The sequence below is a fragment of the uncultured Veillonella sp. genome, from assembly GCF_963543145.1.
Lineage (GTDB): Bacteria > Bacillota > Negativicutes > Veillonellales > Veillonellaceae > Veillonella.
Genome location: NZ_CAUTZP010000001.1, coordinates 32,580 through 45,962, shown reverse-complemented (window position 1 = coordinate 45,962; position 13,383 = coordinate 32,580). Strand labels below are relative to the sequence as shown.

The following is a 13,383-nucleotide window of genomic DNA, read 5'->3' as shown; positions in this document are numbered from 1 at the left end:
ATAAGTCGAAACTAGAAATTAAATACTTTCACGACGTCGTGAAATAATACCACGCTCTACCAATGCACCAATAATTACAGCTACACCTATCATACCAGACTCTAAAAGAGCGGGCGTTATAAATACAAGCGGATTACCTTGGTACGTTGGGAAAACGGTGGGAACTAAAGATAAAATAAATTCAGGAATGTAGCCACCATATAAAATATGAGCATTCATAGCAAGCCACATACCTGCAGTAATAACAATGCGCAATAAACGCACACCTTTATATGCTAAATCGCGAGGATATAAGTAAAATACAAATACCAATAAAGATACTAGCAACAAGACAAGCTCAGCAAATAATATATTTACATTTATTGACGATGCATACATAAAATATACCATGGGATCTTGCAAATCAACATATAGAATGGAACCGATATACAAGAATGGAATTGGTATAATATAACCAATCATATCTAGGGCTTCATCAATCATGCCCCAACGATGGGTACGGTTGAAAAACTTTGTTCCTAGTAAACCGCATAGTTCAATAAGAACTTGAACAATAAAGTACACTATAAATAAAAGTAATGCTTTAGTTATATCATTGTCTACATTAAAGCTAAACGGTGTGTGAAGAAAAGAAAATACAGTCCACCACGCCCAACTATATGTATGATAGCCCATATGCAATGGTAAGTCATCATTAAATTTTGCATTCTTTAGGCGGCGCACCATCAATGGTATCACCAGCGATAATACAGGAAATACTAATACTGGTAATGATAAGGCACCACTTAACGAAAGTACTGTTGTAACGGCACTAACAAAGAGCGCGCAAACAAAGGTAAATTGCCAAAAACTTTTATTCATTACGGCCTCCTACTAATCGAGTTAAGCCGTAAGCAACAATTAGACTAATTGTGACACCAATATACATGGACACTAAAAAAGCCACATCTCTGCCTACCGTTGGCCAAGCCCACAACATAGATAAATCTAAACCTAGGAAAATACCTTGGTATGTAATGCCATGAATAGCAATCCAACTCACTACATACGCAATACGGCTTATAGATTTACCATCACCAAAGGTACTGTCTTTAAACGATAAATACGCCCAAGGCATACATAAGGATAATAACAAATACCATACTAAAGCTACTGTCGCACTCGATCCATTATGAATCATATACGTAATAATTGGAATTACCACGATAAATAGATTCAAATAAAAAGATCGTTTACAAATATCTATCAAAATGTTCATATAGATCTCCTATGATATGTAATCTCTTTGTATTTTACAATAATCAAGGATAAAAGTCATCAAAAAGAAAAACCTCCACACAGGTATATGATTACCAAGTATGGAGGTCTTTTATTAAGCTACTACAGAGTCAGCTGTTACATCAATGGTAGGAACAACCTCTTCTTGCTTTTTATCTTCTTTCAACAATGGAGTCATGCTTTCAATGCCTATACCCAATGTGAATAAGTTGTGCAACCAAGCTGTTTGGTTCGGAGGCATAATGCCAAGAACACCGCCGCCTACAAGAGCGCCATTGAAGCCAACGATACCATTGTAGTTAGCTTTGATACGTTTCATCAAGGCTAAGGAAATACGACGTAAATCTACAAGAGCTTGTAAGTTATCGGAAGAAATAGTAACATTCGCAATCTTTTGAGCGATTGGAGCACCTTCATTCATCGCAATACCTACATGAGCTTCAGAAATAGCTGGAGAGTCATTGATACCATCCCCTACCATCATTACTGTATAGCCTTCAGCTTTAGCTTGTTTTACATAAGCCGCTTTATCTTCTGGTAATACTTCTGCATGCACTTCATCGATACCGATTTCTGCAGCTACGCGTTCTGCGTTACGTTTGGAGTCACCAGTCATCATAACAACTTTCTTGATACCAAGATCATGTAATTCAGCTACTACTCGCTTAGCTTCTTCACGAACAGGGTCTTTAATGCAAATAACCGCTGCTAATGTACCGCCAATAGCGAGGTACAAATGAGAAGATGTATTTGGTAAGTTATCAAATTTTTCTTGCTCATCTGCAGGAATCTTAGTTTTTTCATCATCAAAGATATAGTGAGCACTACCAATACGTACACGGTAGCGACCAACTTTAGATGCAATACCATGAGCTACTACGTACTCAACATCAGAGTGCATTTCCTTGTGAGGCAATGCATGGTCTTTTGCAGCACGTACTACAGCTTTAGCCATGGAATGTGGGAAATGCTCCTCGATACAAGCAGCTAATTTTAACATTTCATCTGCATCATGACCGTTGAACGGAATAATTTGTTCAAACTCAGGTTCTGCTTTTGTAAGCGTACCTGTTTTGTCAAATACGATCATATCTGCTTGTGCAATTTGCTCTAAGAACTTACCACCTTTAACAGTGATACCGCGTTTAGATGCCTCTTGCATTGCTGAAAGTACAGCCAATGGAATAGACAATTTCAATGCACAAGAGAAGTCAACCATTACGAAAGACAATGCTTTCATTACATTGCGAGTCAACAAGTATGTTAAACCAGCACCAATAAAGCTAATAGGTACTAATTTATCAGCCATGCGGTATGCTTGTTGTTCCATACCAGATTTCATTTGTTCAGACTCTTCAATGAGGTTAACGATTTTTTCGTAACGAGAAGTTTTAGATGTGCTGTGTACTTCTATGATAGCTTTACCGTCTTCAACAACAGTACCGGCATATACGGAAGTATCTTTATCACGGCGAACCGCTTCTGGTTCACCAGTCATGGAGCTTTCATTAACAAGAACTACACCATCCACAACAACGCCATCCAATGGAATCACTTCACCTTGACGAATGATAATTTGATCGCCAGCTACAACCTCGTTAACAGGTTTGCTCACTTCAATATCATCTACCAATACCCATACTTTATCTACGTTCAAAGACATGCTTTGAGCAAGATTTAATACGGATTTACGGTGAGTCCATTCTTCTAAGATTTCACCAATACCTAGTAAGTACATTACTGCACTTGCTGTAGGGTAATCTTTTTGAAGTAAAGATGCGCCAATCGCTACACCATCAAGAACCTCTACAGTCAACTTGCGTTGCCATAAAGTCTTAATTGCAGTGCCGATAATTTTAAGACCATCCCACCAAGCCCATGCCGCGGCAATTGGAGCAGGTAAAACAGCTTTTTTACCTAAATATAAAGCCGTTTTATTAAGCATCATTTCGCGATACTTTTTATTCACCAAACGCGGAGAATATTCGTTCAAAGCAGGTGCTTCGGACAAGTCTAAATCGCGTAGACCTAGCACTGCTTCACGTACAGCATCAACATCGCCAGTATGTTTAATGGCAACTTGACTGCTGCGAGTGTAGAAGGTTACATCTACAATTGCATCATTAAGCAACAATGTATCCTCTACATAAGCAGCTTCTGCTTCTGTAAAGCGATGACCTGTAACCTTTACATGCAAGCGATTTCTGAGTTTTTTTACTACAGAAAATTGTAACATATGTGCAATCCTCTAATTATTTGTTTTCTTCAAAGATTTCTTCGTTGCGTGCTTCGTTGATTTCTTGAGCTTCTGCCAATACGTCAGATGCAGATGCTTGTACTTTTTCAGCAGTTTCTAATACAGTTTCTTTAGCGCGAAGGCCAGCTGCCACGATACCAGCATATACTTTTTTAGCATCTTTAGAAGTCAAAACTTTAAGACCTACAGTACCCAATGCAAGACCTGCTGCGAATAAGTTAGCGTTTTTAAGATTTTTTGGATCGATGTTGAACATAATGATAACCCTTTCTACTAAATATGATAAAAGATTTAATAACTATATTTGAAAAGAGGAGCCATTATAGAGACTCCTCTTTTCTTACATAACTTGAGTGTTGTTCTGATTACTTATCAGCTCGTTTAATGCCTAATGCTTTATTGGAACCATCACAACAGCAGCTTCCACCACAGCTAGATGATTTACCGGATTCAGATCCACCGCCGCCACAGCCGCAGCCACCTTTACCGCCAACTTGTTTAAACACTTTAAAACCAATATAAGCTAATGCTAGAACAACTATGAGTCCTATAACAAGATTATCCATTATTATGCCTCTTTCTCAATATCAACTAAATCACAATATCTGTCTTAGTGATAAATAAGATAAAAGCAATATCTAAATGATATTTCCCCTTTCTCATTATCATTTAACCACGAATATTGATAATTAGCAAGTATTATTTTTAAATTAACTATAACTAAATCGCAATTATTCAATGCAGTTTGATTTAGCTACCTATAAAGTGGCTAAAACACTGTATATAATGACTCACGAATTAGAAACCTAATGCACGGCCTACATTAAAGAAGATGAAACAAGCAATCCAAGCAAATGTGATTTCATAGAAGAACATGAACGCAACCCATTTCCAAGAGCCAGTTTCACGTTTAGCAACTGCTAATGCTGCTATACATGGTGGATAGATTAAGACAAATAACATCATTGTCAAGGCGACTAGCGGTGTGAAATGAGGGTCATTTTGCAGGTACTCAGTCAATGGTGCTGGATTATCTTCATCGCCACCAACAGCGTAAATAGTACCTAATGTAGAGATAACAACCTCTTTAGCTGCCAAACCAGCTACGAGAGCTACGCCCATTTTCCAGTCAAAGCCCAATGGTTGAAGCACTGGATTAAGTGCTTTACCGAAGGAAGCCGCATAAGATTGTTCAAGTTTTTCCGCTGCTTGTTCTTCCTCAAGTTTTTGGGTTTCCTCATCTAAATTAACGCTATTTTTGTACATAGCCCATGCTGCAGGGAACAATTCTTTATTTTCTTTTTGAATAGAATTGAATAATTCAGGTGCTGCAGAATCTGGTTCTACTGCTATTTCAGGAGCATCTTCTTCTGCGTCTTCAGCCGCTTTAGTAGCTTCTTCTACTTTATTTTTCATATCTTCCACAATTCCATCTACTGCTTCTTTTTGATCATCTGCAGTAATGCCAAATTGTGCTAATGTAGCTGCATCTTTTACTTCAAACTCTTGAGCAACTTGTTCTTTCATTGCATCGAAATCTTTAGAGTATTCTACATCCATAGGGTATGCAGTGATAAACCAAATCAAGATGGATGCTGCCATGATGAAAGTACCAGCTTTAATGATGTACAATTTAGCACGTTCATACATGTGCAACGAAGTAGCTTTCAATGTAGGCATATGATAAGGAGGTAATTCCATTACAAATGGTTCAGCCTCACCAGAGAAAAGGAATTTGCGGAAGATTTTCGCAAAGATAATACCGAAGATAATACCTAAGAAGTATATAGAGAATACTACTAATGTACTATCCCATCCATTTGGGAAGAACGCGTTAGCAAATAAGATGTATACAGGTAAACGAGCAGAACAGCTCATGAATGGTGTAATCAAAATTGTAACCATTCGATCCTTATAGTTATCAAGGATACGAGAGCCCATTATGGATGGAACGGAACAACCAAAACCTAATAATAAAGGAATAAAGGATTTACCATGTAAACCACAAGCGCGCATTACGCGGTCAATAACGAAGGCTGCACGTGCCATATAACCAGTATCTTCCAAGAAGGAAATACCAAGGAATAGCAATAGAATCAATGGCAAGAAGGAAAGTACGGCACCTACACCGGCGATAATACCGTCAGATATGAGGGACTGTAATTGACCTTCAGGAATATTTTGAACTGCAAGAGTTTGTAATGCAGCAAAGCCATCTTCAATCCAACCTTGTGGGATACCACCTACGATGTTTACGAACGCAAACAATAGGTACATAACAATCATGAAGATTGGTAAGCCCCAAATACGGTGCGTTAAGATTTTATCATAACGATCGGAGCGCGTTTCTATTTCTGTTGGAGCTTGTAGTAAAGATTGGTTATATACTTCAACAGCAAAACGATGACGATATTCTTGGAATACTACATCAAGATCAACTTGATCCTTGATTTCTTCGCGGATAGAAGCGGCCTTTTGTAGAACTGTGTCTGTATTTGCAAAGCCTTTAACTTTTTCCACAACATCTGGATCATTTTCTAATAATTTAATAGCAATCCAACGTAGTGGATACGTAACTGTACCAGACTGTTCAAGTGCTGTTACAAGTTCACCGATTTTACCTTCTAATAAATCACCATAGTTAATTGTTACACCAGGTGTTTTTTGAGAAGCAGCTACGCTAATTGTTGCTTCTAATAACTCTTTTGTACCAACATTTGTACGACCTACTGTACTAACGATTGTAGCGCCTGTTAATTCAGCCATTTTTTTTAGGTCGTATTTAATGCCCATTTCTTCAGCAACGTCAGACATATTTAGAGCAATAACCATTGGCTTTTCAAGTTCCAACAATTGTGCTGCTAGATATAAGTTACGTTCCAAGTTAGATGCATCAAGAACGTTTACGATTACATCTGGGTTATCGTTTACGATAACATTACGAGCTACTAACTCATCCAAGGAGCGAGCTGTTAAGCTATATGTACCTGGTAAGTCAATAAATAATAACTCTTGACCATCAAAATTAGTATGGCCTTCTTTTTTTTCTACCGTAACGCCGGCATAGTTACCAACGTGTTGCTTTGCCCCTGTGATATTGTTAAACATTGTAGTTTTACCACAGTTAGGGTTACCTGCTAAGGCAATACGTATTTGCCCTTTTTCTGCCATGTGGACCTCCTATTATATCTCTACATCAATCATACCAGCTTCACTTGTACGAAGTGCTAATTCAAAGTTTTTAACTTTAATTTCTACTGGATCACCCAAAGGGGCAAACTTCATAACATGAATTTTTGTACCTTTTACAAGGCCCATGTCAATCAGACGATGTTTAACATTGCCACTGCCATGTAGAGCAACAATAAGACCGGACTCACCGGGCTTCATGTCTTTCAACTTTTTGATAGCCATACTACACCTCCTATTTATATTTTGTACCTAACAACCTCATATTAACCACACCAAATAAGAATGCGTATTAATATCTTAAATTATTATATCAAATCGAACGTTAATTTCAACAATTATTATCAAATTTATGGTTATTTTCTATCTCATATGTATATTTTTTTCTCATATTAACTATGAAATTTACTTTATCATCTTCCAAGATAAACCCTGTAGGTATAGTATTTATCTATCTACTCTTAATTTATAGCAGAAACACAAAATAATAAATATTACTAAGATTATCATTACTGATAATTTAATCATTCTCATTTATAGCTTTAAGATTTATTTAAACATTAATATTTTAATGTTGTTCATTCTCATAAACATTTTTATATCGTTATTTTTCAATTTATTATCAACTAGTTGTGATTTTCCATATAATTTCACATCTACTTTATTTAAAATCGTCTATGTATCCCCACTAATAATGGTCAAAGATAAGAGTTCAATTTATTTGCCCCTACTATATGCATAGGGTATAATTAATATAATATGTATTAAAGAAAGGACGATCCATGAAATCTTTTAAATCTCTAGGTGTTTGTGATGAACTCATCCAAGCCCTTCAAAAGCAAGGTATCAAGGAGCCGACGCCAATTCAAGAACAAGCCATTCCTGTAGTTTTCAAAGGAAATGATGTAATAGCAAAAGCTCAAACAGGAACAGGCAAGACGCTTGCCTTCTTATTGCCTATTCTTCAACGTGTACATACAGATGTCCATCAAGAACAAGTGCTCATCATTGCACCTACACGTGAACTTATAAAACAAATCGCAGATGAGGCGAAAGAAATTGGATCTATTCTAAATGTAGATATCCTTCCTCTTATCGGTGGTAAAACAATTGAAGCCCAATTACAACAACTAGGTCGCCGTCCACAAGTAATTTTAGGTACGCCAGGTCGCCTACTAGATCACGCTAAACGAGGTTCTTTACATTTAGATTGCATTCGCCGTGTTGTACTAGACGAAGCGGATCAAATGCTTCATATGGGTTTCTTGCCTGATATTGAAAGTCTCATCAGTCAAACAGATGCGAATAGACAATTATTACTATTCTCTGCAACGATTCCAGACAAAATTCGCAACCTTGCAAAGGCATATATGTCTAAACCGGTTTCTGTTACAGCCGAAGGCAAACATGTTACTCTCGAATCCATAGATCAACGAGTGTATATGATGAACCCGGAAGAGAAAACTGAACGGCTCATTAAAATGATCGAAGAAGATAATCCATTTTTGGCAATTGTTTTCTGTAATAAACGAGAAGGTGCCGTTCGTTTATCCTATGAATTAACTGCTGCTGGGCTTAACATCGCAGAAATGCACGGCGATTTGACACAAGGTCGCCGCACACAAATATTACGCGATTTTGCAAAAGCAAAGACACAAATCTTAGTCGCTACAGATATTGCTGCTCGCGGTATCGATATCGAGGGCATTACACATGTTTACAACTATGATGTACCTCGCGATGTAGATTACTATATACATCGTATTGGCCGTACTGGTCGCGCTGGTAATTCTGGTGTGGCCGTAACCTTTGCAACACCACAAGATGAATCTTGGTTGCGCCGCATCGAGCGTGCCATTCAAGCAACACTTACAAAATACACTAAAGACGGTCAGATCAAAACTAAAGGTAATGCTAGCGCTGCACCTAAACGTGCAAAAGCATCTGGTAAACCAAAAGTAAATAGCTCTTATCAAGCTACTAAGGCTAAGGCACACAAAGCACGTGGTCATAAGGGTGCCAACACACGCCAACGTCGTACATCTACGTCGCAAACAGGACGTCGTGGCAAACGTAGATAATACAACCTTTATATTTATTGCTTAATCAATGAAGATACTATTTCTCTACAAAAAATATATCAACAAAAAAGACGCGCACAGCATAGCTGTACGCGTCTTTTTGTTGTCAAACTTGATGAGTAGTTTCTATATATTATTATATATTTAACTATACTAGAATAGTATTTACTTATGGGCATAAATACTTGGTACTCCATCTACATCGGAGCATTGAGTTTTACATTGAGAACGATTACTGCAAATCCAGTTTACTCGACCTCTCACCTCTTGCTTTACAAAGTAACCTTCTTTACATCGTGGACATTTATATTGTTTATCGTCATCAGATATTGCAATATTACTTTCACCATTAGGATTCACACCTTCAATAGATTGCGTATGCTTGCATGCAGGATAATTGGTGCACCCTAAAAAGGCGCCAAATTTACCGTTTCGCTGTTGCAAACGGCCCTTATTACATTTCGGACAAATAGGCAAAGAAGATACATCAATGTCACTATTATCCATAGGACGTTTCCGATTTTGTTTCGTTATAGTGCGAACCACGTTTGGCATCATCTGACCGGAGCTACCTTGTTTATCAAAGCCCAGTTTATCAATCAAATGCTTCAAAAACTGAATCTGATCAGATAAGAAAGAATCTAATGTATCCTCTCCTTCACTCATGAGTGCCAATCGTTCCTCCCATACTGCCGTTTCATCAGGATATAGCAATTCATCAGGCAATGCATCAACTAAGAGATAGCCCGTTTTAGTTGGTGATAGAACTTGCTTCTTTCCCGATGTTTTCATAAATCCACGACTGATGAGCTCATCAATAATATTAGCGCGGGTCGCCTCCGTACCAATACCAGACACCGCTTTTAATTGCTTTTTCAAGTCTTCGTTTTTTACAAACTTGTGAATTTCCTTCATCGCTTGTAACAAAGTAGACGGTGTAAATCGAGATGGTGGCTTGGTTTGCTTCGCCTCTACAGAGGAATCTGTATATAAAACAGTGTCGTTCTTTTTAACCACCGGCAAGTGATCCGTCTCTTCAGGAGCTTCTTTTTTAGAATCTGATTCGGCCCCACGTTCATCGGTTAAATCCGGTTCCTCATTATCTGTTGTAGACTTAGACTTTTGTCGTTTATAAAGGGTCTTCCAGCCTTCTTCAATAACTACACGACCATTAGCAACAAACTCTTCTTTACACTGCTCTACTACAATTTTAGTTTGCTCATAAACATGCTCTCCATAAAACTGAGCAATATAAGCTTGGCTGATAAGGAAGTAAATATTTCGTTCCTCCCGTGACAAGCTATTTATATTACAAGCAACCGTAGTGGGAATAATAGCATGATGGGCCGTAATTTTCTTTTCATTCCAAGCACGACTTTTAATAGAGCGGTCAGCATCACTAGCCCACTGTGCTAAACGCTCATCACCAGCATTCTGTAAATTGTTGAGAATCGCATTACGATCACCATACTGATTCGGTGGTAAATATTCACAATCTGAACGAGGATAGGTGGTCAATTTCTTCTCATATAATTTCTGTGCTGTATCAAGCACAGTTTGCGGATCATAGGAGAAGGCTTTACCTGCCAAAACCTGTAAGGATGACAAGGATAATGGTAAACGCTGTACATCTTTTTTCTTAGATTTAGTAACAGCCTTAATAACACCATCTAATCCACTTTGTAATTGTTCAACTAATGCATCAGCTATAGCCTTATTGATGAGACGACCATCAGGATCTAACCCTTTCTGCTCATCTGTCGGTTGCCATGTGGCCCAAAATACACCGTTAGTATGGTTATATAAAACTTTTACAGTAAAATAATCTACGGGCTTAAATGCAGCTAACTCTCGTTCTCTACGTACAACGAGCGCCAAGGTAGGTGTCTTAACGCGCCCTATCGGCAATGTCACTCTATTACCTTTATAACGTTCAGCTAAGGTGTACGCTCGAGATAAATTCATACCAATGAGCCAATCTGCACGTGCTCTTGCTAACGCCGATTGATATAGATTATGAAAGTCCTTATTATCGCGCAAATCATCTAGTGCAGAACGAATAGATTTTTCATCCAGCGCATTTAGTAGAATTCTCTGTACTGGCTTTGTATTACCCACATAATACAATACTTCGTCAACCAACAGTTGCCCTTCCCTGTCCGGGTCACCTGCGTTGACGATAATATCCGCTTTATTGATTAGGTCTTTTACGGTCTCAAACTGTTGACGACTGCTATCTGTAACGAGTAATTTCCACTCATCTGGCACAATCGGCAGATCTTGAGGGCGCCAACGAATATATTTATCGTCGTAATCGCCTGGTTCTGCTTGATGTAACACGTGACCAACCACCCAAGTCACTACATCATCACCTTGGATAAAATAGCCATTCCGCTTTTGGATATTTTTATTTTCTGGCAAGCATTTACTAATTTCACGAGCCATGGATGGCTTTTCCGCAATAAATAACCGCATGGTCCCCCTCCTTAACATGAAGATAACGGCTATTCCCCAAGCCGTTCTATGAAATCTCATTATACTACAATTTAGTGGTCATAACTAGAAAAATCATGTATAATTTTTACGATATAGACTGTAAAAGTAGAACCGTAATATATATCTACTTATACAAACATACTAATAGAGGTGAACCATGACATTTTTAGAAGAAGTACAACGTCGTCGTACGTTTGCTATCATATCTCACCCGGATGCGGGTAAAACAACATTAACAGAAAAATTACTATTATACGGTGGTGCCATCCACTTAGCAGGTTCCGTAAAGTCTCGTAAAACTGCAAAACACGCTGTATCTGACTGGATGGAAATCGAAAAACAACGTGGTATCTCCGTAACGAGTTCCGTGTTGCAATTTGACTATGACGGTTGTCGCGTAAATATCCTCGATACGCCTGGTCACCAGGACTTCTCCGAAGATACATACCGTACATTGATGGCAGCCGATAGTGCTGTCATGCTTATCGATGTAGCAAAAGGCGTGGAAGCACAAACGAAAAAACTATTTGCTGTATCTAAAGAACGCGGCATTCCTATCTTCACATTCGTAAACAAAATTGACCATTTTGGTCGTAGTCCATTTGACTTGATGGAAGAAATTGAAAATGTTCTTGGCATTCGTACATGCCCTATGAACTGGCCTATCGGTATTAATGGCGAGTACAAAGGTGTATATGATAGAGAACATGAAACTATCGAGCTCTTTGCAAAAGACGAAACACATGGTCAAGAAAAACTAGCCTCTGAAAAAGGTGCTTTAACTGATCCTCGCATGAAAGAGTTATTAGGTGATGATGTATATCAAGCTTTGCTTGATGATATTGAGTTGCTTGACGTTGCAGGTGATCCCTTTGACTTTGATAAGGTTCGTACCGGTGAGTTGACTCCAATGTTTTTCGGCTCTGCCATGACAAACTTCGGGGTTAAACCATTCTTAGAGAAATTCTTAGAACTGGCACCATCCCCTGCTCCACGTCAGGCTGTAGAAGAAATAGTACAACCTACTAGCGAAGACTTCTCCGCCTTAGTATTTAAAATCCAAGCTAATATGGACCCTAACCATCATGACCGTATCGTATTCATGCGTATCTGCTCTGGCAAATTCGAAAAAGGCATGTCCGTATTACATCGACAATCCAACAAAACAATCCGCCTATCTCAACCTCAACAATTCTTAGCTACAGAACGTACTATCGTAGAGGATGCATATCCCGGCGATATTATCGGTGTCTTTGATGCTGGTACTATGGGCGTAGGCGATACTCTATGTGCACCAAAGCACAAGGTAACCTTTGGTGACTTCCCTGTATTCCCTCCGGAATTCTTTGCTCGTGTATCTCCAAAGGATACGATGAAGCGTAAGCAATTCCAAAAAGGTATGACTCAATTGGCTCAAGAAGGTGCAGTCCAGATTTTTGAGCAACCAGGTGCATTAGACGCCTTCATAGTTGGCGCGGTAGGTATGCTTCAATTTGAAGTATTAGAATATCGCCTCAAAAATGAATATGGTGTAGATTTACTAAATCATACATTGCCATATAGTGTAGCTCGATGGATTGACGGTGAAGTAGACATTGCTTCTTTAAAAGGTGTTGATAATGCAATGATCGTAAAAGATAATCGGGATCGTACGGTAGTCCTCATCTCCAACGAATGGCAAATGGGCTGGGTTCAAGAACGTAATCCAGATGTTACCTTCCTAACTACGCCGAAACTACATCATGATCTATAACACTTATACTTTCTATAATGTTTATACAATCTTTAATAGCTATAACTTCTAATTATTTTATGTAGTAGTATATATTTTTTAGTTATATCATTATATGTATATACGGGTTAAATTTCCCCCATATAACTTCAAGAAGCTAAGCAAAGTAAGACTATATAAGAATTTTAAAATTTAAAACTGGAATATATTTCATAGAATTATAAATTTAAGAAATATATTCCAGTTTATTTTTTTATATGAAGAAGGAAAATCACAGCTTTAAGTCGAATACATATAGTATGATTATGTAAAGAAGTAATTTAAAGTATTACTTTTTGACATTTTATGTG

At 38.1% G+C, this 13,383-nt stretch carries 10 protein-coding genes; 2 read left to right on the top strand and 8 right to left on the bottom strand.

The window, feature by feature from the left end:
• Nucleotides 1-18 precede the first annotated feature (18 nt).
• From RWZ05_RS00195 to RWZ05_RS00165, 7 genes are all read right to left on the bottom strand, one after another.
• On the bottom strand, nucleotides 19-861 hold the full coding sequence (locus RWZ05_RS00195) for a hypothetical protein (RefSeq protein WP_314640907.1): 843 nt from the start codon (nucleotides 859-861) through the stop codon (nucleotides 19-21).
• Complete coding sequence (locus RWZ05_RS00190; RefSeq protein ID WP_314640905.1) at nucleotides 854-1,258, bottom strand: hypothetical protein; 405 nt, start codon at nucleotides 1,256-1,258, stop codon at nucleotides 854-856. The genes RWZ05_RS00195 and RWZ05_RS00190 overlap by 8 nt, the downstream gene beginning before the upstream one ends.
• Before the next feature lie 114 nt (nucleotides 1,259-1,372).
• On the bottom strand, nucleotides 1,373-3,514 hold the full coding sequence (locus RWZ05_RS00185) for a heavy metal translocating P-type ATPase (RefSeq protein ID WP_314640902.1): 2,142 nt from the start codon (nucleotides 3,512-3,514) through the stop codon (nucleotides 1,373-1,375).
• Nucleotides 3,515-3,530: 16 nt separating this feature from the next.
• On the bottom strand, nucleotides 3,531-3,791 hold the full coding sequence (locus tag RWZ05_RS00180) for a DUF6110 family protein (RefSeq protein ID WP_295793180.1): 261 nt from the start codon (nucleotides 3,789-3,791) through the stop codon (nucleotides 3,531-3,533).
• Nucleotides 3,792-3,900: 109 nt separating this feature from the next.
• Nucleotides 3,901-4,101, bottom strand: a complete 201-nt coding sequence (locus tag RWZ05_RS00175) for a FeoB-associated Cys-rich membrane protein (RefSeq protein WP_314640896.1) — start codon at nucleotides 4,099-4,101, stop codon at nucleotides 3,901-3,903.
• A 232-nt stretch (nucleotides 4,102-4,333) separates the two neighbouring features.
• A complete protein-coding gene (gene feoB / locus RWZ05_RS00170; RefSeq protein ID WP_314640895.1) occupies nucleotides 4,334-6,706 on the bottom strand; it encodes a ferrous iron transport protein B in 2,373 nt (790 codons plus the stop codon).
• Nucleotides 6,707-6,718: 12 nt separating this feature from the next.
• Nucleotides 6,719-6,949, bottom strand: a complete 231-nt coding sequence (locus tag RWZ05_RS00165; protein WP_314640892.1) for a FeoA family protein — start codon at nucleotides 6,947-6,949, stop codon at nucleotides 6,719-6,721.
• Nucleotides 6,950-7,506: 557 nt separating this feature from the next.
• On the opposite strand from RWZ05_RS00165, the gene RWZ05_RS00160 reads away from it, so the two are divergent.
• On the top strand, nucleotides 7,507-8,805 hold the full coding sequence (locus tag RWZ05_RS00160; protein ID WP_314640889.1) for a DEAD/DEAH box helicase: 1,299 nt from the start codon (nucleotides 7,507-7,509) through the stop codon (nucleotides 8,803-8,805).
• Nucleotides 8,806-8,970: 165 nt separating this feature from the next.
• Here RWZ05_RS00160 and RWZ05_RS00155 read toward each other — a convergent pair whose 3' ends face one another.
• Nucleotides 8,971-11,280 (bottom strand): DNA topoisomerase 3, encoded by a 2,310-nt coding sequence (locus tag RWZ05_RS00155; RefSeq protein ID WP_314640888.1) that lies wholly within the window; start codon nucleotides 11,278-11,280, stop codon nucleotides 8,971-8,973.
• A 178-nt stretch (nucleotides 11,281-11,458) separates the two neighbouring features.
• Here RWZ05_RS00155 and RWZ05_RS00150 point away from each other — a divergent pair, with 178 nt between their 5' ends.
• Nucleotides 11,459-13,054 carry a peptide chain release factor 3 gene (locus tag RWZ05_RS00150; RefSeq protein WP_314640885.1) on the top strand — a complete coding sequence of 532 codons (1,596 nt, stop codon included), beginning with the start codon at nucleotides 11,459-11,461 and terminating at the stop codon, nucleotides 13,052-13,054.
• Nucleotides 13,055-13,383 lie beyond the last annotated feature (329 nt).